Raw genomic sequence first — 21,441 nt, forward strand, 5'->3', positions numbered from 1 at the left:
ATATGTTTTACATTCCTTATGTGAGTTATATGCTAAGCAAGTGCTAAACTTGCCACATGCGATTTTTGTGCCATTAATCGAGCAGGGGTTTAAGAGTATGTCCGAGTTAGAACATAATAATCTAGACGCTTTTGAGTCTGAAAATATTGATAATATTGCTAATAATATAGACGTAAACAGTGTAGATAATTACAATATTGACAATAACAATATAAATCAGACTGCTGTTTTAAAGAACCGCCATAAGTCGAACAAGTCTGCACTGGTCCTTTTATATTCTTTGGTCATATTTGTTATACTCTTAGTCTGCGCTTTTCTTGGCACACAAGCGTATTTCCATGATCGTGTTGCCCCTGGTGTACATTTTGCTGGAAGTAGTCAAATTGTTGGCGCTCAGTTGGCAGCGGTTTCTAAAAATGTAGATAATGCTGTTGATAGCACCAAAATAGAAATTAAAGATGATCGTGGTAAAACAATCAACGCGAATTTTGAAGACTTGTACGTCAAAGTAGATAAGAGCGCAACGGTTAAAAATATAATGCGATCTAAGCATGATAACGCGTTTACAATGCTTATGCCTTGGGTTCAGAAGACTGTCGCTTTGCAAGCAACTCGAAACGACATGGATATGGATGCGTATATCATCAAGAAATTTGTTAACGATAAAGATCGTGCAATGCCTTATACGGCAAAATACGATTCTGGTTCTGAATCTTATGTGGTGGAAGATGGTGTTCCAGGTCGTACAGTAATAACATTGCCTGTTCGTGAGGCTGTTAAAAAATCGCTTGAAAATCCTGGTAAAACAGTAAAAGTTACTATTGAGTCTCGTAGAATTGAAGCACCGATTAAGCGTGATGTTGCTAAGAAAACTGTGGATCAGCTTAATAATATTCTTACTAAGAAAATCACTTTAAGTAATGGCGATTCAAAAGATTTTACGATACCTAAATCTGCAATCGCTTCTTGGATTAAGGTTAATGCTGATGAACAGAGAAAGCAGATTTCGTTTACTGTAGATAGGGAAGCAGTAAATACTTGGCTTTCAAAAGAGCTTGCTAAGAATCTGAACCAGCAGAAAATAGATCAGGAAGACACTTATAATAAGAAGGGTCAGTTCATAATGACCACTCTTAAAGGTGTTAATGGCGTAGAGGTTCGCTATTCAAAGGATGTAGCAAACAAGGTTGTGGATACTATCGAAAAGGGTACAGACGCAAAGATTACGGTTCCAACAAATGTAGTAAAGTTTGCTGTTGAAAAGAAGATTGTTGAAATGCGTATTGTGGTTGATAAAACCACGCAGACAGTAAGCGTTTACAAAGATGATCAATTAATACGAACAATGCCAGTTTGCACGGGCTCCAATGGATATTACGAGACGCCAAATGGAACATTCCACATTTACTTACGTTATGACGTTCAAGCTATGCAAGGATTTAATAGAGACGGTTCTAGATACTATTTGCCTGGAATTACTTGGGTTAGCTACTTTAACGGTGGAATTTCATTCCATACAGCAAGGTGGAATGATGTTGGTATAGCACAAGGATACCCAGCAAAGCATGGTTCTCACGGCTGCATTAATATGTACGAGCAGGATTCTAAGTGGGTGTACGACAATTGCCCGCGTGGAACAATCGTACAAGTGGTTGGCGAGCAGCCAGATGGTCCAGTTCGTCAATAATTCATTGTAATAGTGAGTTATAGGCTTTATAAAAGTTATAAAATTCATAAAAGCGAGTAACAATTTGGCTAAATTGGATGACAATAACGCTGCAAAAGGCGGCGAACAAGCCAAGCAAGAATGTGATTCTCCAGCTGTAGCTAGAAGAATAAGCAGTACGCCTATTCAAGTGCGAGTTACAGCCACGCTTTTTGATGCTCCTTCGGATGAAGAGCGTATAGATAAAAAGCCGCCTCTTATTCGATTGGTCAGAAAACTTGTTACATCAAGCGTTGGATTTTGGATGCGTGTAAGCGGTAAGATTATGCGCCGTTTGGGTTGGTTCCCAAGCGTTGAGCCTTATATTGGTTATGGAACTGATAATTATGCTCGTCTGATTTGCCGTACGGTTCTTGCTCCTAAAGCTGGGCATCATTCTGTTTTGAAGCGCGGAATATATGCGATGCTTGTTGTCCCTGCTGTTAGGATTCGTGTTTCTTTAAGCATTGATGGTGTTCCTGTTGAATCTGCGCAAGTTGGTGATTCGTCTGTGTACGATAAGCCAGATGCTAGTTTCAACAGTGGTGCTGAATATTGTGTTTCAGACTGTTCTGGTTATCTTGATTTGATTACCGAAAGATCACTTAATGTTGGTGAACATAAAGTGTCTTACAAAGTAGATAATCGTGAGCCTGTTGATGCAAGCATGTTTGTTATTTCTGAAAAATCTACTTTAGGAATAATTTCCGACGTTGATGACACTATTATGGTCACTCAGGCTCCTTCTCCGCTAAGAGCAGCTTACAATCTGCTTATTATGAATCCAGAGCACAGGCATGCTGTTAAGGGTATGAATCATTTCTTTAATAAGATTCGTGATTTTGTTCCTAACGCCCCGTTTTTCTATCTTTCAACTTCTCCTTGGAATGTGGAAGCTTCTATACGACACTTCATTTTGCGTGAAGGTTTTCCATCTGGACCGCTTCTTCTTAGAGATTTAGATCCTAGACCTAAGACTTTTGTGCCGACTGGTCCTCAGCATAAGCTTGAGTTTGCTCAGCAGCTTATGGATGATTTTCCAGGTATGAGATTTGTGCTTATTGGTGATGATGGTCAGAAGGATCCAGCTACTTATGCGAGTATTATAAAAAAATTCCCTAATCGAGTTTTAGCGGTAGGCATAAGACAGCTTAAGGTCAATTCAACTATGACCGATTTTAGGAGAGCAATGTCTAAGGATTTTGGGGTTACTCTTGCGTCTTCTAGAATTGCAAGCGTTGGTGATGGTAATTTTGTTAATGCTAAGGGTGCTGCTGGAACTTTTGAAGGTGTCCCATTTTTTGCAGCTCCAGATGGTGAATCTTTGAAAGATATTATGATTCCATTTATTATGGATGCTGTTTAATGTTGTGTAGTTGATATTGTGTAATTGTGCAGAATTTTTATGTTTTCTATGTGTTGTAAAGGTTATAAATGCAAGATAGTTCGCTAAAAGTCGGTGAGTTTGATTCTTTAAATAAGGCTGCTGGTTGTAAGCCTATGACCGCTACAAAAATTGATTATGTTCGTGAGTTTCACAATGATGTGTTTGTAGATGAATATGCTTGGATGAAAGACAAAGAGAGCAAAAGACTTCGTGAATATATTGATTCTCAAAACAAGTACACTGAACAACGCGTTTCTAGGTTAGATTCTTTACGTAAACAACTGTTTAATGAGATGAAATCGCGTATTCAAGAAACGGATATGTCTGTTCCAACGAGAATGGACGGATATTGGTATTATGTGCGTACCGTAGAAGGTAAACAGTACGGGATTCAATGCCGAATGCCTGTTAAAAACGAGAATGATTGGGATCCGCCAGTTATAGATGAACGCGCAAATCCTGGAGAAACAGAAGGCGAAGAAGTTATTTTTGACGCCAACAAAGAGGCATCGGAATTTGGTGGAGATTTCTTCCAACTCGGAGGAATGGATATTAGTTTAGACGGCACGAGAATGTTGTTTGGTGTCGATACTAAGGGTGATGAAAGATTCGATTTTTATATTCGTGATTTTTGCAAAAGTAGCAATGATTTTATAACGCTTCGAGATTGCATAAAAGGCATATCTTCTGCGCTTTTAACACCAGACGGAAAATGGGTTTTTTATGTGACTTTAGACAGCGCATGGCGACCATACCAAGTGTTTAGACATAAAATTGGAACTTCTGTAGAAGATGATGTAAAAGTTTTTGAAGAATTGGATGCGAGATTTTTTGTTAGCGTTTACGAAAGTTTCGACGAACGTAGCATTATGATAAACAGCAGCTCCAAAACGACTTCGCGCGTATTAATGCTTCCATTAAGCACTCCAGAAGCAGATTTTAAGATGGTGTTAAAGCCTATAAAAAACGTGGAATACGATGTTTCTTTCGCATGCTTTGAGAATGCTGGAGATGATGGTAAAGATATTCCACTCATGTTTGTAAGCCACAATCTTAAAAATCCTAATTTTCAGATTGATGTTATAGATTTGCGAAAGCGATCTATGGAATCAATGCCATTTAACATTGGCGAAGGCGATTGTGTTGTTCAGGGATCTCCTTACGGCTGCAAAAATGGTGATTTATTAGAACCAGGAGCCAGCAAAAAAGCAGTTAGTGAACCGTATTATAACAGCAAGAATCCTAAGATTTTACAGGGAACTTGCGGATTGAGTATTGATGGTTTAAGCGTTTATAAGAATTATGTGGCTCTTTCTTTCCGAGCGAATGGCTTGCCTCAGCTTGCTGTTATGCCTAAAAGCAATGCTGTTGAAGATTTTAATGCTGGGCGACCTTGGCGTTTTATTAGGGTTGGGGCAGAAGGTTTTATAAAAGAAACAGCGGAAGAGTGGCAACCAACCGATGTTGTAAAAGATAATTTGTCTGATTTATCTAATTTATCTATCCAAAATCAAAATCAAAACACTGCTCGAATTGAACTATCTAAAATAACCAATGAACAAGCTAAAAATAGTCGTGTTTACCTTATTGGAGCAACTGGTAATCCTTCTTACGAAGCTCCAAGAATGCGTTATTCTTGTTCAAGCTATGCGACACTAGGGTCTTTGCGTGAAATAGATCCTATTACAGGCAAAAACGTTTTGCTTAAGCGTGGGAAAATTCTAGGCGATTTTAACGAAAATGACTACGCAGAAAAACGAGTGTGGATTACTGTCCGAGATGGAGAGTGCGTACCCGTATCCCTAGTGTGGCGTAAAAACACTGTGGCTAAATCACAAGCAATGTTCATCACCGCTTACGGAGCTTATGAAATAAGCAGCGATCCGTATTTTTCTGTGGCGCGCCTAAGCATGCTGGATAGAGGAGTGCTGTTCGTACAAGTGCATGTGCGAGGCGGTGGAGAAATGGGTCGTGCGTGGTATGAGAATGGTAGGCGTCGCAACAAAAAACACACGTTTGAAGATTTTGTAGACGTTACGCGCGCTTTGCAACAAGCGGGTTATGCTTCGGCAAATCAGACTGTTGCAAATGGCGGTTCTGCAGGCGGTCTTCTTATGGGAGCTGTAGCAAATATGGCTCCGCAATACTACGCGGGAATCGAAGCGGATGTTCCGTTTGTTGATGCGCTTACGTCTATGCTAGACGACTCGCTGCCGCTTACTGTTACAGAGTGGGACGAATGGGGAGACCCATTGCATGATGCGCAAGATTACGCGTATCTAAAGTCGTACACGCCTTACGAGAATGTGCCTGAACATGTTGAGCCAGGTGAGTTTCCAAAGATTCTTATAACTTCTTCGATTAACGACACTCGCGTTCTTGTTACGGAGCCTCTTAAGTGGCTTGCTCGCTTGCAGGCTGCAGGCGCGGACGCGATTGCGCGCATTGAAACAGATGGCGGTCACGGTGGAAGCTCTGGCAGGTATAAAAAGTGGGAGGAAGTTTGCTATGAAAACGCATGGTGTTTAGATGCCATGGGTATTTCGTAGAATATTTTTAAAACACATTGGAGGCTGATTGTGGTAAGAATTAAGCCAGATAAGCCCTACACGGAAGACCTTCCTTTAACGCATACAGCGTTATTTAAGCAAGTGCCACTCGATCAAGCGAGGGAGCTTCTCGAGCATTTGCATGAGTCGGTTTTTTCTAAGGGGCAGGCGATTTTTAACGAAGGAGATACTGATCGCCGCATGTATCTGCTTGAGCGTGGACGGGTTAAGCTTGTACGCCATTCAAGGGATAATCGTGTGCAATTGCTTAGTATCCACACGCACGGTGAGATTCTTGGAGAGATTCCTGTTTTTGACCCGTTCGGCGGTCCGCGTACAGCTTCTGCAATAGCAATTACAGATAGAACTCGCGTATTATGGCTAGAAAACGAAGTTCTTTTTAAGTGGCTTGGCCATCATCCTAGGGTTGCTGTAGACATGCTTCAGGTTTTAGCTGCACGTTTAAGAGCAAATAATGAACATATTTCTGATCTTGTTTTTATGGACGTTCCAGCTAGATTGGCTAAAACGCTTTTAAACCTTGCTTCTAGGTTTGGAGAACCTGTTAGGGAAGGTGTGCTTGTTCCTCACGATTTAACACAAGAAGAACTTGCTCAACTTGTTGGGTCTTCTAGAGAAACAGTTAATAAAGCGTTGATGGATTTTGCTCAGAGGGGTTGGATTAAAAGGCACGGTAGGTCAATTATTATTTACCAACCTGGAATGTTGATTCGCAGAGCAGAAAGATAAATCGCGATTTTTGCGTGCCGCAACGTAGAGGCAAACCTCTAGAATAGTTCGCATGCCTAAGAAGAAATCCCTCACAACTCGTCGCGTGTTAGCACTGTTCCTTACGTACATCACATTGTGTGTTGCAGGTGGTGTAGTATCAAGTATTTTATTTGTGCCAGGAGTGATGAGCGTAAACAGCGTGGTCAAGTCTGTTGTGCCTTCTCTTAGAGTTGATGGCATTGATTTTGACGTTACGGCTTTACCTCAAAAGTCGCGTTTATACGCTTCTGATGGCAAAACAGTTATAGCAACATTTTATGCTCAAAATCGCACTGTTGTGCCATTAAGACGCATATCGCAATACATGCAGCAGGCAATGGTTGCGCGTGAGGATCGTAGGTTCTTTGAACATTCAGGCGTTGATGTGCAAGGCGTTATGCGTGCGTTTGTGCAAACGTTTATTAAAAAGTCTGATATGCAAGGTGGATCGTCTTTAACACAGCAATACGTTAAGAATGTTCTTATGATCAAAGCTAGAGAAGACAATGATCCTATTTCGGAATATCATGCTGCAGAAAGTACTGTTGCTAGAAAATTGCGAGAAATGTTAATCGCAATACAAATGGAGAAAAAATACTCTAAGCTAGAGATTTTACAGGGATATTTAAACGTTGCACAGTTTGGTAGTAATAATCTTTACGGTGTAGAAACTGCTGCAAAACGCTATTTTAATACCACTGCAGCCAATCTTAATCTTGTTCAAGCTGCGACTATTGCATCAATCACAAAGAATCCTTCTAGGTACGATCCTTCTATTGAAGAAAATCAGCCTGAATCGCAGAAGCAAAGAAATATAGTTCTTGATTTAATGCTTCGACAAAACTTTATAAGTCAAAAAGAACATGATGATGCGGTTACAACACCAATTAAAAGCACTCTTAATATTCAGCATGAAGTTGCTAACGTCGGTTGCCAGGCTGCTGGAGATGCAGCATTCTTCTGTGATTATGTTACTAAGAAAATCTTGAATTCTAGAGAATTTGGCAAAACAACTGTAGCAAGGCAGAAGCTGCTTAATGAAGGTGGCTTGGATATTTACACTACAATGGATATAACAGCTAACACAACCGCCATGAATACAGCTAGGGCCACTATCCCTGTTAATGATCCTAGTGGTTTTGAAGTCTCTATAGCTGCTATAAAGCCTGGTACTGGTGAAGTTCTTGGTTTTGGAAGCAATCGTATTTATGATGCGACCGATGCGGCGAGGTCTGACCCTACTCACACAGCTATTAACTACGCTGTAGATGAACAAGACGGTGGTGGCTTAGGCTGGCAGATTGGTTCTACTTGGAAGCCAATCAATCTTGTTGCATGGATGCTTGCTGGAAAATCAATTAATCAGCCTGTACGAACAAACACGTTCTATAACAATACTGAATTTTCGTGCGCAAGATATAAAGGTATAGGGCGTTGGTCTGTGAGAAATTCAGATGGTGGAACTGTTAATCCAGAAACACCGTTAATGGGTTTGGTGCATTCTCACAACACGATTCAGGCTGCTATGGGTGCTCAGCTTAAGCTGTGTGCAGTGGCAGAGGCTGCGAAAACACTTGGATATCACAATTCTCCAATAGGCCAGGAAGACGTATTTTCTAAGAATTCTCTAAATCCTCCTATGGTGATTGGTGCAGTTCAGGCTTCTCCACTAACAATGGCAAATATTTACGCAACATTGGGTGCTAATGGTGTTCAATGTGACCCTATTGCAATCAAGCGTGTTATTGATAAAAACGGTAGACGTTTGCGAGTACCAAGCGCTAATTGTCATCAGGCTATACCGAAAAAAATTGCTCAAACTGTAGCCTATGCTATAAATCAAGGTGTTGCTCAACCTAGTGGTGTTGCGCATGCTGCTCAATTAGCTGGTGGTCGTAAAACTTTTGCAAAAACTGGTACTAACGAACAGTATTACATGACTACTGCAGGATTCGTGCCAAATAAGATTAGTGCTTTTGTTGCAATTGGAAACGCTGAAGTGCAAAAGAGCTTCAACAACATGAGAATTAATGGTGTTTATCGAAGCGCTTGGTACGGTGTTTACATTGCAACTCCAGCTTGGAAAAAGTTTATGGACGATTATCTAAAAGCGGCAAACGTTCCTATCGACAATGAATATGGTAAGCCAGATTCAAAGTATATGGCTGGTGGAAAGATGCCGTCATTAACTCCGCAAATGCGTCAGGAAGATTCTGCAGAGCAACAGCGTAAGCGCGATGAGGATGCTCGTAGACAGGCGGCTCAAGATCAGGCTCAGGCTCAGGCAAATCAGGGTGCGGCTTCGACAGATCCTGCGACTGGTGGATCGTCGGTTACTGGCGATGGAAGAACGAGTACATCTTCTGGTTCTACGTACGGTAATACGGATGGAACAGGAGACGCATCTTCTGACGATAATTAAGCTTCATCTGGTTAGTTGAAAATATTATTAAAAAATCAGCTGGCATTGAGGTATTGTGCGAATACTTCGATACCAGCTGATTTATTGTAATTTATTGTTATCTATTCTGGTTTTTTTTTTAATCTACATCAGCTGAAACTGCATCTTTAACTGTTTCAAACCCATCTTTTCTGAGTAAATCAGCAAGTCCGCGCTTTAGAACAGTTATTTGTTGAGGACCTCTATACATAAGAGAAGAAACGAACATCACTAGGTCAGCTCCACTTCTAATCTTTTCATAAGCTTGTTTTGCAGTAAATACGCCACCTATTCCAGCAATAGCAAACCTGTTGCCAAACTCTTTACGAGTATTTTTAATAAGATCATTACTCGCGGCGAATGTAGGCGCACCAGAAATTCCACCCTTCCAATCTGCTGGAATATTCAATCCTTCGCGGTTCTTTCGCAGATTTGCAATGCTCACGCCATCAACCTTATGTGCGCTTAAAACGTCTAACAAAGACTTAAATTGAGGCCATCCGCCTTTTAGATTCAAAGGCATTTTTACAAGAGTTGGCTGAGGACGATCAACTTTATCTAAAACATTAAAAAGCTTATCTAAAGCTTCTGGCTCGCTAAAAGGCTCGCCAGCCATAGTGTTTGGACAAGAAATGTTAACCTCAATCATGGAGTTTTTGCCACTTGCTCGCTCCATAGATATGCGATAATCTTCAATACCTTCGTCTAAGTCACCAACAAGATTATCATTGGTGCGCGCAATGCTCACAGAAACGCGCATGCTTTTAGCATTAGTCCACGCTTTTTCCACTCTAGGAATCACAAACTCGCTGCCATCGTTAGCAAGACCCGCATGAACAAGAAGAGAATCATATTGCGGAAGCCTATGATACCAAGGTTTAGCGTTTCCTTCGCATGGGCGGGCAGTTGTGGAGCCAACTGTTTCAAAACCAAAGCCAGCGTTGTCTAGAACTGTGCACAAATCGCAGTTTTTATCGAGTCCTGCGCTTAATCCAAATGGATTCGCAAAATCCACTCCCATAACTCGCGTTTCTAAAACTGGATCCGTGTAATTGAGCATTTGCCGCAAAAGCCACATTAATCCAGGAATGCGCTCACTCGTCTTGCAGAAAGCAATCATGCGATCGTGAGCTTCGTCTGGTGGAATGTTAAACACTAAGTGCGGCTTAATTACATGCTTATAGCTAAAGGTGAATAAGTCTGTTGCAGCTTTGTTCACAGCATTGTGTAAAGAATTTTCAGATACATAACCCATAACTCAATATTATACGACATTCAATATTATGCGACTTTCCGCTTTTTGTTGTTGATTTTGGTGTGTTGAGCTACAAAATGCGGAGTTGTTTTTCCGAGTTTGTACCAAATTTGATCTAAATCACGTACAATCTCGGGCAGGTCCTGTCGTTCGCGCGGTCTAAGCGCTTTACCGCGCGTAGTATAGTAGCACAGCTATATTTGTGAGTTATGCCTACTTATGATTTGGGACTAGAACGCGTATCGCTTGAATTTGCAACAAAAACTATTTTTAGAAATGTGACTCAAGGCGTTTTTGAGGGAGACCGTATAGGAATTGTTGGAAAAAACGGAGACGGAAAATCCACGCTTCTTAAGCTTCTTGAGGGTAGTATGGACCCAGATTCTGGCAGAGTTACGCGTAGAAGCGGCTTGACATTTGGCATTTTAAGCCAGCGAGATCCACTGGACGATAATGCTACAGTTCGCCAAGCTGCATTGGAGAATCGCCAGGATTATGAGTGGGCTGCTGATTCAAAGTCTCGCGAAATTGTTGAGGCTCTTTTGGGCGGAATCAATCTTGAAGCTAAAGTTGGTACGCTTTCTGGAGGTCAGCGTAGGCGTGCGGATTTGGCTAGGTTGCTGTTGCATGATTGGGATATTTTGGCTTTGGATGAGCCTACGAATCATCTTGATGTGCTTACAATTCATTGGCTCGCAGAGCATCTTTTGCACAGGTGGCAAGACGGGCAGGGCGCGCTTTTGCTCGTTACGCACGACAGGTGGTTTTTAGACGAAGTTTGCTCTTCTATGTGGGAAGTTCACGATGGAGCAATCGACCCGTTTGAAGGCGGATACAGTGCGTACATGATGCAGCGCGTTGAGCGCGAACGTCAGGCGGATGTTCGCGAGGAGCGCAGGCGGAATTTGGCGCGTAAAGAGCTTGCGTGGCTTTCTAGGGGTGCTCGCGCGCGTTCTACTAAGCAAAAGTTTCACGTTAAGCAGGCTCGCGAGCTTATAGCAGACGTTCCGCCAATGCGAGATACTCTTGAGTTGAAGAGAATGGCAACTTCTCGTCTTGGTAAGCAAGTTGTTGATTTGATTGATGTTACGCAAATTTTTGAAGATTCGTCAAATCCTGCTGGAGCCGATGCAGATATTGTAAAATCACCATTTTCTCAGCCTACACATGTTGGTAGCGTTACGATTTCTGTAGACGAATCGCAAGCAGCCGCACAGTCGCAAGAATCGCAACTATCGCAAGAAGAATCGTCATTAAAAGAAACGTGTGCAGCATTACAAAAAACGATTAGCGGCCGCATGATTTTAGACAATCAAACGTGGCTAATAGGACCTGGAGACCGATTCGGCATAGTAGGAGCTAATGGCGCTGGAAAATCAACACTTTTAAGCATAATCGACGGCTCTTTGCGTCCAACTAAAGGGCACGTAAACATTGGTAAAACTGTAAAATTTGCTGTGCTTTCTCAACGATTAGAAGAGCTGGAAAAGCTTGGAAAATATAAAGTCAAAGAGGTTTTGAGTAGATATAAGCCAAGTTACATAATCGACGGCAAAGAAGTGACTCCTGGTCAACTTATGGAGAGGCTTGGTTTTAAGCCAGAGCAGCTTATGACACCAATTGCAGATCTTTCAGGCGGCCAGAAACGCCGCATGCAATTGCTTTTGATTCTTCTAAACGAGCCAAATGTGTTGATAATGGACGAGCCTGGAAACGATCTAGACACCGACATGCTTGCAGTTATGGAAGATTTACTAGACACATGGCCAGGCACTTTGATTGTTGTATCTCACGACAGATACTTGCTTGAGCGAGTGACTGATCAGCAATTTGCATTGATTGACGGCAAGATTCGCCATCTTCCAGGCGGAGTTGACGAGTATTTAAAGATTATGGAAGACTATGAGCGCGCAAATATGCAAGAATCTAAGGCAGATTTTGAGGCGAGTTCTAGGGCGGTTGCTGGCGATTCGTCAGATGCGGATTCTGCGGAAAAATCCAATCAAAAATATGAAGCAAAATTAAGCGGAAAAGCTTACTACGATGCTACTAGAAGAGTTTCAGCAATAGAGCGAAAACTAGAAAAGCTTGAGGAAGAAAAAAGCGAGATTGAGCAAAAAATGGCTAGCCATGATCCTAGCGATTTTGTTGGCTTGCAAGAGCTTAACGAGAAGTTACAGGCGAATCAAAGTGAGTCGAGCGCGTTAGAAGAAGAGTGGCTTGCGCTTAGTGAGCAAATTTGATGCAAAAGTCTACAGTTTTTGCATTGCGATTTTGCTCAAGATTAATGCTGCATGCTAGTTAATGCCGCGTGCTAGATTGTTGAATTATGGCTCAAATTAAGGATATGTTGGAATCTGTAAAACCTATTCGCTTTGATGGCAGAGATGTAGACGAGTTGCGACCAGTAAAAATCACGCGCAATTTTACAAACGTGCCAGAAGGCTCCGTTTTAATCGAGTGTGGTAACACGCGCGTTATGTGCACTGCCACTTTTACTATTGGAGTTCCGCGTTGGAGACGAGACACTGGTTTAGGTTGGGTTACAGCCGAATACTCAATGCTTCCAAGAGCCACTGCCGAGCGCACTGATCGCGAGTCTGTTAAGGGCAAAATCGGCGGCCGCACGCACGAGATTAGTCGCCTTATTGGTCGCTGCCTTAGAGGTGTTATAGATATGAAGGCAATGGGCGAATGTTTGATTCAAATTGATTGCGATGTTCTTCAAGCAGATGGCGGCACGCGTACAGCTTCGATTACGGGCGCATATGTTGCTCTTGTAGATGCGCTAAATTGGGCAGAAAAGCACAAGCATATTCGTAGTGCTAAAAACGTTCTTAAAGACTCTGTTTCTGCTGTTTCTGTAGGCGTGATTAATGGCACTCCAATGCTTGATTTGCCGTATGTAGAAGATAGTCAAGCAATGACAGATATGAATGTTGCTATGACTGGTTCTGGCAATTTTATTGAGATTCAAGGCACTGCGGAACATCGCCCGTTTAATCGCGATGAGCTTAATGTTTTGCTTGATTTGGCAGCTAAAGGTAATCGTGAGCTTCAGGCTGCTCAGCGCGCTGCTTTAAGTCAAAATTAAATAAAGTTTATATCTATATCTGTTTATTCGATAAATTACTAAGGAGTGGCGAGCGTGAAACTTGTTGTGGCAACGCATAATGAGGGTAAACTCGTTGAAATTAAGCGGATTCTTAACGAAGAGTTTGTGGAAATGTCGGAGCATATTGAGCTTGTTACTGCTGGCTCTTTGGGGCTTCCAGATCCAGTAGAAACAGGCGTGACTTTTGAGCAAAATGCGTTAATCAAAGCTAGAGATGTTTCTTTAAGAACTGGTTTGCCTGCAATAGCAGATGATTCAGGTTTGATTGTGGATGTTCTCGGAGCTGCTCCAGGAATATTGTCTGCGCGTTGGAGCGGTGTTCATGGAGATGACAAGGCGAATAATGAGCTTTTGCTTAAACAGCTTGAAGACATTCCAGATCAGTGTAGAACAGCACGATTCCGCTGTGCTGCAGCTTTAGCTATTCCTAAGGGTTGTGGTGAAACAGAACTTGAAAACACTCTGTGGAAAACAAATGGTTTTGAAACTGTTCGCGTTGGAGAAATGGTTGGTAGACTGATTAGAGTTCCACGCGGAGAGAATGGTTTTGGTTACGATCCGCTTTTTGTACCAGATAATCAGCCTGTTAGAAATGGCATTCAAATGCAGGATTTGACAAGTGCTCAGCTTAGTCAAGAAGAAAAGAACGCCATTTCACACAGGGGTAGTGCGTTACGAGCGCTTTTACCAGAGTTAAAAGCTATGTTCCTTGGGCAAACTAAGTAAATAAACTAAGTAAACCAGAAGTAAACTAGTTGATTTGTAAAATTGGATTTGCGATTTTTAATCCGTGAACAAATCTTTAGATATGATAATGCGATTTTCAGCAACCTGCTTTAAGTGCTTGCCATAATTGCTTTTACCATATTTTTCTGCCGACTCAAGTAAACGCTCGCGACTAATCCACTGGTTTTCGTATGCAATCTCCTCAAGCACTGCGATTGGAAGCCCTTGTGCTCGCTCTATTGTGCGCACAAATTCGCCAGCTTCGTAAAGCGAGTCCATTGTGCCAGTGTCTAGCCACGCGTATCCGCGACCAAGAGTCATAACGTTTAGTGAGCCATTTTCTAAGTACATTTTGTTAAGGTCCGTAATCTCAAGCTCGCCGCGTGCGCTCGGCTTAACTTGTTTTGCAAACTCTGTAACTCTGGAATCGTAGAAGTATAATCCTGTAACAGCATAGTTCGATGCTGGGTGTTCTGGTTTTTCTACTATGCTAACGGCTTTGTGATTTTCATCAAATTCCACAACGCCGTATCTTTCTGGGTCGTCTACGTAGTAGCCGAATACTGTAGCACCGTGTTCTACGCGTGCAGCGTGCTTTAAAATAGCTCCTAGGCCATTTCCGTAGAATATATTGTCTCCAAGCACGAGCGCGCAAGAATCGCCATTTATAAACTCTTCTCCGAGTATAAATGCTTGAGCAAGACCGTCTGGCGATGGCTGAACTTTGTAAGATAAGTTGATTCCAAATTGTTCTCCGCTTCCAAGTAGCCTTTCAAAATTCGGCAAGTCTTGAGGAGTAGAAATCACAAGAATATCTCGGATTCCAGCCATCATAAGCACGCTAAGAGGGTAATACACCATTGGCTTATCGTAAACTGGCAAAAGCTGCTTAGACGTTACTGTAGTAAGTGGGTATAGGCGTGTGCCAGAACCGCCAGCAAGAATAATGCCTTTCATCTTTGAAACATCCTTTACTTGTTGTTTTGTTCAATTCTATTTACGTAAGATTCAAGCAAATCTTCCCAATCGCATGGCGTAAATCCAGCGGATTCGATTTTTTGTAAGTCAAGTGCGCACTTGTGTGGTCTAGGAGAGCCATTAGATATGCGCGTGTAATCGTCTACGCGATTTGCTTCGATTTTGCTTGTGTCTACATTAAGTTGTGTAAACACTTTTTGAGCAATATCGTGCCAAGACGCGATTTTTCCTGAACCTGTAAGATTGTATGTTCCGTATTGTGCTTGAGTGTTTAGAAGATGGAACATGCCTTTTACTAAGTCGCTTGCAAAAGTGAGTCTGCCAGTTTGATCTATTGGCGCTTGAACACTAACAGATTCGCCATTTTTTAAACGGTTTGCAAAGTCAATCATGCGCGTTACAAAGTTTCGTCCTTCTCCGACAATCCAGCTTGAGCGAATAATATAATGCTGTGGAACGTTTGCTACTAGAGAATCTGCTGCAGCTTTTGTTTCGCCGTACACGCCTAGTGGTGCAAAGTCTTCGTTTTCTTTGTGATTTTCTTGAGTGCCGTCGAAAACATAGTCGCTTGAGATGTGCACAAGAGTAATGTGGTGTTCTTGCGCTATTTTTGCAAGATTTGCCACTCCTTTAACGTTGCTATTCCACGCGGCTCTTCGCCCTTGTAGCGTTTGCGCGCCATCTACAGACGTGTATGCTGCTGTGTTAATAATCGTTCCGTACAAATCCCAGTCGTAGCGGCTGTAATCGTCTTTATTTGCTATATCGAAGCTATCTAAGTCTACGTACTCAAATCCTTCTAAATTATTCTCTTTAGCATAATTTTGTATTGCGCGACCAAGTTGACCGTTGCATCCAGTTACAAGAGTGCGTTTTGGTGCCATTGGCTTTGCGTTTTTTAGCATTGGGTGGTGTAAGTCAGCTTCGCTGCGCTCGGATTCTTCTAAAGGTATTGGCCAATTAATGTGTAAATCTGGGTCTGCAAGGTTTACAAAAGTGTATGTTTTCTTTTGCTCTAGTGACCAATGTGCGTTTACTAAATAAGTGTATGCCGTGCCATCTTGCAAAGCTTGGAAGCTGTTTCCTACGCCTCTAGGAACGTAGATTGCTTTGCTAGGGTTTAGTGTGGTTGTGTACACTTGACCGAAGCTTTTACCTGGTCTTAAATCCACCCATGCGCCAAATACTTCGCCAGTAGCAATGCTTATGTATTTATCCCATGGCTCTGCGTGGATGCCTCTGGTTACTCCGCGTTTTTCGTTGAACGAAATGTTGTTTTGTACGGGTCCAAAGTCGGGGAGACCTAGAGCCGTCATTTTTGCGCGCTGCCAGTTTTCTTTGAACCATCCGCGGTTATCTCCGTGTACTGGAAGATCAAACACGATTAAACCTGGAATATTGGTTTTTGTAACGCTTAGTTCTTTTTCAAATTCCATAGCATCCTACAAATTCTTTATTTTTGATTAGATTTATGACTATTTTTGGCTAGATTTGCATACAATTTGTATACAAGCAGACTTGACTTTTAGGCGATTCACTGCCCTTGAGCTTTGTACTTTGCTTCAGTCGCGCTTTTAGCGCCTTCCCACCATGCGCGATTTTCCGTGTACCATTTGATTGTTTGCTCTAAGCCTGTTGTAAAGTCTGTGTGCTTTGGCTTCCATCCAAGCTGCGTTTGTAGCTTTGTGCTGTCAATCGCGTAGCGGCGGTCGTGGCCTGGACGGTCTTTTACAAGTTCAAAGTCGTCTGCATCTTTGCCCATCATTTCTAGAATCATGCGCAGAACTGTTATATTGTTTTTCTCGCCATTTGCGCCAATCAAGTACGTGTTTCCAAGCTCTCCCTTTGTGAGGATTGTCCAAACAGCACTGCTGTGGTCTTCTGTGTGAATCCAATCTCGAACGTTTAATCCTTGACCATATAGCTTTGGCTTAATGCCTTCTAGAATATTTGTGATTTGTCGCGGAATAAACTTTTCAACATGCTGATATGGTCCATAGTTGTTTGAGCAATTGCTGATTGTTGTGTGTAAACCGTATGTGCGAGTCCATGCGCGTACCAGCATATCGCTTGCTGCTTTTGTGGAGCTGTATGGGCTGGATGGGTGGTATGGCGTTTCTTCTGTGAATTTAGCTGGGTCGTCTAATGCCAAATCTCCGTACACTTCATCGGTGGAAATGTGGTGGTATCGAATTCCGTATTTTCTAACTGCTTCGAGTAGTCTAAAAGTTCCTTCAACATTGGTTTTAAGGAATGGTTCTGGGTTTGCAATGCTGTTGTCGTTGTGTGATTCTGCAGCGTAGTGCACAATTGCGTCGTGCCCTGGAACGAGCTTATCTAAAAGCTCTGCATCGCAAATATTGCCGTGAACAAAGTCAACTCTATCTTCTGGCAATCCTGCAATGTTTTCAATATTTCCGGCGTACGTTAACGCGTCTAGTACCGTTACGTGCGTTTCTGGGTGATTGTTCACTACGTAGTGCACAAAATTAGACCCAATAAAGCCGCATCCGCCAGTTACAATTATGTTTTTTGGCTCAAAGTTTGTTGTGTTACTCATGTTTTCCATAATATCCTCTTATATGCCTTTTGCTTTTTAGTTTTGATTATTGTTTAAGATTGTTGTTTATGCTTTATTGTTTAAGCTTTCTCGCATTGCGTTAAATGCTGGCTCGGCTTGACCGTCGTAAATCATGTGTGAATGAGACAGCACTATGCAGCGAGAACAAAGTTGCTTAATTTGATCTTCGCTGTGCGAAACAATTACCATTGTTTGCCCTCGTTTTTGCTGCTCTTTAAGCCTAGTAATACACTTGTGTTGGAAAGCTTCATCTCCAACTGCAAGAATTTCGTCGATTAAGAATATGTCTGGATCGCTGTGCGCTGCTACAGAAAACGCCAATCGTAAGAACATTCCAGAAGAGTAGAACTTAACTTCTGTATCCATAAAAGGCTCTATTTCGCTAAAGTCTACTATTGATTGGTATTTATCGTCTATTTCTTCTTTTGTCATTCCAAGAATTGCGCCGTTAAGATACACGTTTTCGCGACCAGTTAAGTCGGCAGCAAATCCTGCTCCAACTTCGATTAGTCCTGCGATTCTTCCGCGCGCACAAACTTCGCCTTCATCTGGTTGCATAACTCCAGAAAGCATTTTAAGCATAGTAGATTTTCCAGATCCATTCATGCCTATTAGTCCAACAGTTTCGCCGCGTTTAATAGTAAAACTAACATTGCTTAAAGCTGTAAAGTTTTGTGTCTCGTGCTTTTTAGACGGCGGTGTTAGCAAGTTTACAATCGACTCTTTAATCGAATGATTTGCTCGCAGCGAGAATCGTTTAGTAACGTTGGAAACGCTTAACACAACGTCTTCTGGAAGTGTGTTATAAGGCTTATTCATATATAACTCCTGCTGCTCTTAAAAGTAAAATCCACAAAATCTTAGTAAGCTTAAATTTCTTGAGCAAACTTGCCTTCAAGATGTCTAAATGTAACTTCGCCAATAAGTAGTACAGCAAATGCGACTACAAGGCTTTCGCAAAGTCTTAAAGACCAAGCTCCTGCAAATTGGAAAGTGCGATCTGTGGCATTTAGCCAGAATCCGCGGTGGAATGCTTCAACGCTTATTGCAATAGGATTTGCATAATACATCTCTAAAACCCATCGTGGTGCGTGGGCTGCAACCATTTGCCATGTGTAGAAGCACGGCGCAAGCCATACGGCAACCATTGCTACTAAGTCTGTAATATTTTCTGCATCTCTGTAAAAAACGTTTATTGCTCCAAAGAATAATCCAAGACCAAACGCAAACGTACACACGCTAATAAATCCGATTATTGCCACTATTACGCCTGCAAAATCTGGAATCCACCCCATGCATAAAGCTCCGATTATAAGCACGATTACTTGTGGGAAAAAGTGCACAAAAGCAACTCGTAGCGATGCAAGTGGGAATAGTTCTCTAGGAAGATAGATTTTTTGTATTAAGCCAGCATTAGAAAGTATTGATCTTGTGCAATTAGAGAATGCTTCTACAAAAAAGTTTGTTACTATAATTCCACTAAAAAGGTACAGTGGGTAGGCTTGAATTCCGCCTCCGCGGCCAAGTCCTAAGAAAATTCCCATTGCAACGTAGAACACTACAAATTGCGTTATTGGCTTTACGTACGTCCAAGCCATACCGAGCCACGAACCGCGATATCTTATTCGTACTTCTTTTTTTACAAGTAAGTCAAGCAAATAAAGGTACCTTGGAATGTCTATCAAACCTTTGCTTCTACCAGGGTGATAGATGGCGTCAGACTTTGTTGTCATCGCTGCCTTTCTTGCAAAATTTGCAGTGTGTATGCACATATAACTTTGTTAAGTTTACATTTGGGGATTGATTTGATTCAATATTTGGCTAAATATTTGGTTAAATTATGCGCAGTATTGTGAGCAGTATTATGCGAGATATTATGTTCATCATTATATGTAATAATTTTAGCTTTTAGATTAGTTGTTAATGTGATTATTTTGTGATTATTTTGTGATTTTTATGTGATTATATTGTTCTATTTATTTTGGCATGTTTGAAAGTTTTTATACGCTGCTAAACTGAAAAATTATGAGTAAGCGAATTCTTGTTACTGGTGCTGGTGGGTATATTGGTCGTCACGTTGTTAAAGCTCTTTTAGATGCAGGTGCTAGCGTAATTGCTTCCGACTTGCGTTTAGATGGTGTTGATGAGCGCGCAACGCGTATTGAAGCGAATATTTTTAGCGATGATGCTGATTTGTTTGCAAAGCTTGGGTCTCCAGACGTTTGCTTGCACATGGCTTGGCGCAACGGTTTTAAGCATGCTGCAGACACGCATATGGAAGATTTATCGAACCATTACCGCTTTATTCGTATTATGCTTCAAGGTGGCTTAAAGCAGATTGCTGTTATGGGTTCTATGCACGAAGTTGGCTACTGGGAGGGTGCTATTGACGAGAACACGCCTTGCAAGCCAGCTTCTATGTATGGCATTTCTAAGAATGCTTTGCGCGAAGCTACTTTGCTTTTAGGTAAAGAGTATGATGCAACTGTTCAATGGATTCGCGCATACTACATTGTTGGCGACGACGCTCGTGGAAACTCTATTTTCTCTAAGCTTCTTCAAGCTGCTCAAGAAGGAAAGAAGACTTTTCCGTTTACTACTGGCAAAAACAAATACGACTTTATTAATGTAGACGTGTTAGCTAAGCAAATTGCTGCAACCGTTTTACAAGATAAAGTAAATGGCGTAATTAATTGCTGCACGGGGGAGCCTGTTTCGCTTGCAGACCGCGTTGAACGTTACATTCGCGAGAATAATCTTGATATTTCGCTTGAGTATGGCGCATTCCCAGATAGGCCTTACGATTCTCCAGCAGTTTGGGGAGATAATAGCAAAATCCAAAAGATTATGAGTGATTTTCTAAAATAGTTATTGCAAATCGTAACTTTTCTGGATTTTTAATGCTAAATTATGGTTTTTAGAAAGGATTAACATTGCGTGAAACATTGCAAAACAGCAAGTGCCCATGCATATATTTTGTTCTTCCTTGCTACAACGAGGAGCCTGTTCTTTCGCAGACTTCTAGTATTATTTTAAGCAAAGTTACTTTTCTTATTGAAAATAAGATTATTTCGGATTATAGCCGTATTCTTTTTGTGGATGATGGTTCTAGAGATTCGACTTGGAATATTATTTGCGATTTACACCAGTCGAATCCTTCGCTTTTTGGCGGTGTAAAGCTTGCGCATAATCGTGGTCATCAAAATGCTTTGCTTGCTGGCTTAACTACAGCATATAAATCGGGTTGCGATGCTGCAATTTCCATGGACGCCGATTTGCAAGACGATGTTGATGTTGTTGATCAATTTATTGCAAAATATGTGGAAGGCTACGAGGTTGTGTATGGCGTTCGCTCGTCTAGAGAAACAGACACGTGGTTTAAGCGCAACACTGCATTAGCTTTTTACAGTGTTTTCAGATGGATGGGCGCAGAAACAGTTCCGAATCATGCCGATTATAGACTTATGGGCAAGAGTGCGTTGAAGGCTCTTTTGGAATATAAAGAAGTTAATCTTTTCTTGCGTGGTATAGTGCCATCTATTGGCTTTAACTCAACAAAAGTTGAGTATGTGCGTGGTAAGCGCAAAGCTGGTGTGTCTAAGTATCCGCTTAAAAAGATGATTTCGTTTGCTATAGATGGCATTACATCTTTTTCTACTAAGCCTTTGAGTTTTGTAACATTTGCAGGATTCGCGTCTATTTTAGTTTCACTATGCGTATTTGTTTATGTAATAGCTTCTGTTGTGCAAGGAAAAGCAGTTGCTGGCTGGGGCTCTGTTATGTTCTCAATGTGGTTTATTGGTGGATTGATTATGCTTTCAATCGGCATTGTGGGCGAATATATTGGAAAGATTTACATGGAATCTAAGCATCGCCCACGTTACGAGATTGAAACTACTATTTAGATATTTATATATTTAGGTATCTAAATTCT

General features: G+C 41.6%; 16 protein-coding genes. 10 read left to right on the plus strand and 6 right to left on the minus strand.

The window, feature by feature from the left end:
- Window positions 1–97 precede the first annotated feature (97 nt).
- From GAVG_RS01250 to GAVG_RS01270, 5 genes are all read left to right on the plus strand, one after another.
- Window positions 98–1,687 carry a L,D-transpeptidase gene (locus tag GAVG_RS01250; RefSeq protein WP_009994674.1) on the plus strand — a complete coding sequence of 530 codons (1,590 nt, stop codon included), beginning with the start codon at window positions 98–100 and terminating at the stop codon, window positions 1,685–1,687.
- A 64-nt stretch (window positions 1,688–1,751) separates the two neighbouring features.
- Window positions 1,752–3,071 (plus strand): phosphatase domain-containing protein, encoded by a 1,320-nt coding sequence (locus tag GAVG_RS01255; protein WP_009994675.1) that lies wholly within the window; start codon window positions 1,752–1,754, stop codon window positions 3,069–3,071.
- Window positions 3,072–3,139: 68 nt separating this feature from the next.
- Window positions 3,140–5,641 carry a S9 family peptidase gene (locus tag GAVG_RS01260; protein WP_009994676.1) on the plus strand — a complete coding sequence of 834 codons (2,502 nt, stop codon included), beginning with the start codon at window positions 3,140–3,142 and terminating at the stop codon, window positions 5,639–5,641.
- Between the two features lie 30 nt (window positions 5,642–5,671).
- Window positions 5,672–6,391, plus strand: coding sequence for a Crp/Fnr family transcriptional regulator (locus tag GAVG_RS01265; protein WP_004112109.1), 720 nt, complete (start codon window positions 5,672–5,674; stop codon window positions 6,389–6,391).
- A gap of 52 nt (window positions 6,392–6,443) precedes the next feature.
- Entirely contained in the window at window positions 6,444–8,834 is a 2,391-nt protein-coding gene (locus GAVG_RS01270) for a transglycosylase domain-containing protein (protein ID WP_013399464.1), read from the plus strand.
- Between the two features lie 118 nt (window positions 8,835–8,952).
- Here the strand turns inward: GAVG_RS01270 and GAVG_RS01275 are convergent, their stop codons facing one another.
- Window positions 8,953–10,107 (minus strand): quinone-dependent dihydroorotate dehydrogenase, encoded by a 1,155-nt coding sequence (locus GAVG_RS01275; protein WP_009994680.1) that lies wholly within the window; start codon window positions 10,105–10,107, stop codon window positions 8,953–8,955.
- A gap of 209 nt (window positions 10,108–10,316) precedes the next feature.
- Here GAVG_RS01275 and GAVG_RS01280 point away from each other — a divergent pair, with 209 nt between their 5' ends.
- The 3 genes from GAVG_RS01280 (at window position 10,317) to GAVG_RS01290 (ending at window position 13,948) form a co-directional block, all read left to right on the plus strand.
- On the plus strand, window positions 10,317–12,350 hold the full coding sequence (locus GAVG_RS01280; RefSeq protein WP_009994682.1) for an ABC-F family ATP-binding cassette domain-containing protein: 2,034 nt from the start codon (window positions 10,317–10,319) through the stop codon (window positions 12,348–12,350).
- An 86-nt stretch (window positions 12,351–12,436) separates the two neighbouring features.
- Window positions 12,437–13,201 (plus strand): ribonuclease PH, encoded by a 765-nt coding sequence (gene rph / locus GAVG_RS01285; protein WP_004112121.1) that lies wholly within the window; start codon window positions 12,437–12,439, stop codon window positions 13,199–13,201.
- Between the two features lie 54 nt (window positions 13,202–13,255).
- A complete protein-coding gene (locus GAVG_RS01290; protein WP_009994683.1) occupies window positions 13,256–13,948 on the plus strand; it encodes a non-canonical purine NTP pyrophosphatase in 693 nt (230 codons plus the stop codon).
- Between the two features lie 57 nt (window positions 13,949–14,005).
- On the opposite strand, the gene rfbA is transcribed toward GAVG_RS01290, so the two are convergent.
- The 5 genes from rfbA to GAVG_RS01315 form a co-directional block, all read right to left on the minus strand.
- Complete coding sequence (gene rfbA / locus GAVG_RS01295) at window positions 14,006–14,905, minus strand: glucose-1-phosphate thymidylyltransferase RfbA (protein ID WP_004112125.1); 900 nt, start codon at window positions 14,903–14,905, stop codon at window positions 14,006–14,008.
- Window positions 14,906–14,919: 14 nt separating this feature from the next.
- A complete protein-coding gene (locus GAVG_RS01300; RefSeq protein ID WP_004112126.1) occupies window positions 14,920–16,362 on the minus strand; it encodes a sugar nucleotide-binding protein in 1,443 nt (480 codons plus the stop codon).
- Between the two features lie 98 nt (window positions 16,363–16,460).
- A complete protein-coding gene (gene rfbB, locus GAVG_RS01305) occupies window positions 16,461–17,495 on the minus strand; it encodes a dTDP-glucose 4,6-dehydratase (RefSeq protein WP_009994684.1) in 1,035 nt (344 codons plus the stop codon).
- Window positions 17,496–17,552: 57 nt separating this feature from the next.
- Complete coding sequence (locus tag GAVG_RS01310) at window positions 17,553–18,224, minus strand: ABC transporter ATP-binding protein (RefSeq protein ID WP_373271522.1); 672 nt, start codon at window positions 18,222–18,224, stop codon at window positions 17,553–17,555.
- Between the two features lie 152 nt (window positions 18,225–18,376).
- Window positions 18,377–19,240, minus strand: a complete 864-nt coding sequence (locus tag GAVG_RS01315) for an ABC transporter permease (RefSeq protein ID WP_004112141.1) — start codon at window positions 19,238–19,240, stop codon at window positions 18,377–18,379.
- 292 nt (window positions 19,241–19,532) lie between these two features.
- On the opposite strand from GAVG_RS01315, the gene GAVG_RS01320 reads away from it, so the two are divergent.
- Window positions 19,533–20,375, plus strand: coding sequence for an NAD-dependent epimerase/dehydratase family protein (locus GAVG_RS01320; RefSeq protein WP_004112142.1), 843 nt, complete (start codon window positions 19,533–19,535; stop codon window positions 20,373–20,375).
- A 65-nt stretch (window positions 20,376–20,440) separates the two neighbouring features.
- Window positions 20,441–21,412, plus strand: coding sequence for a glycosyltransferase (locus tag GAVG_RS01325; RefSeq protein ID WP_009994687.1), 972 nt, complete (start codon window positions 20,441–20,443; stop codon window positions 21,410–21,412).
- Window positions 21,413–21,441: the final 29 nt, after the last annotated feature.

The sequence above is a fragment of the Gardnerella vaginalis ATCC 14018 = JCM 11026 genome (assembly GCF_001042655.1).
GTDB lineage: Bacteria > Actinomycetota > Actinomycetes > Actinomycetales > Bifidobacteriaceae > Bifidobacterium > Bifidobacterium vaginale.

Excerpts from the sequence above, each read along its gene's own strand:
- GAVG_RS01270 (WP_013399464.1), top strand. The coding sequence starts at position 6,444 with ATGCCTAAGAAGAAATCCCTCACAACTCGTCGCGTGTTAGCACTGTTC.
- rph (WP_004112121.1), top strand. The coding sequence starts at position 12,437 with ATGGCTCAAATTAAGGATATGTTGGAATCTGTAAAACCTATTCGCTTT.
- GAVG_RS01250 (WP_009994674.1), top strand. The coding sequence starts at position 98 with ATGTCCGAGTTAGAACATAATAATCTAGACGCTTTTGAGTCTGAAAAT.
- GAVG_RS01300 (WP_004112126.1), bottom strand. The coding sequence starts at position 16,362 with ATGGAATTTGAAAAAGAACTAAGCGTTACAAAAACCAATATTCCAGGT.
- GAVG_RS01280 (WP_009994682.1), top strand. The coding sequence starts at position 10,317 with ATGCCTACTTATGATTTGGGACTAGAACGCGTATCGCTTGAATTTGCA.
- rfbA (WP_004112125.1), bottom strand. The coding sequence starts at position 14,905 with ATGAAAGGCATTATTCTTGCTGGCGGTTCTGGCACACGCCTATACCCA.
- GAVG_RS01260 (WP_009994676.1), top strand. The coding sequence starts at position 3,140 with ATGCAAGATAGTTCGCTAAAAGTCGGTGAGTTTGATTCTTTAAATAAG.
- rfbB (WP_009994684.1), bottom strand. The coding sequence starts at position 17,495 with ATGGAAAACATGAGTAACACAACAAACTTTGAGCCAAAAAACATAATT.
- GAVG_RS01315 (WP_004112141.1), bottom strand. The coding sequence starts at position 19,240 with ATGACAACAAAGTCTGACGCCATCTATCACCCTGGTAGAAGCAAAGGT.
- GAVG_RS01275 (WP_009994680.1), bottom strand. The coding sequence starts at position 10,107 with ATGGGTTATGTATCTGAAAATTCTTTACACAATGCTGTGAACAAAGCT.
- GAVG_RS01320 (WP_004112142.1), top strand. The coding sequence starts at position 19,533 with ATGAGTAAGCGAATTCTTGTTACTGGTGCTGGTGGGTATATTGGTCGT.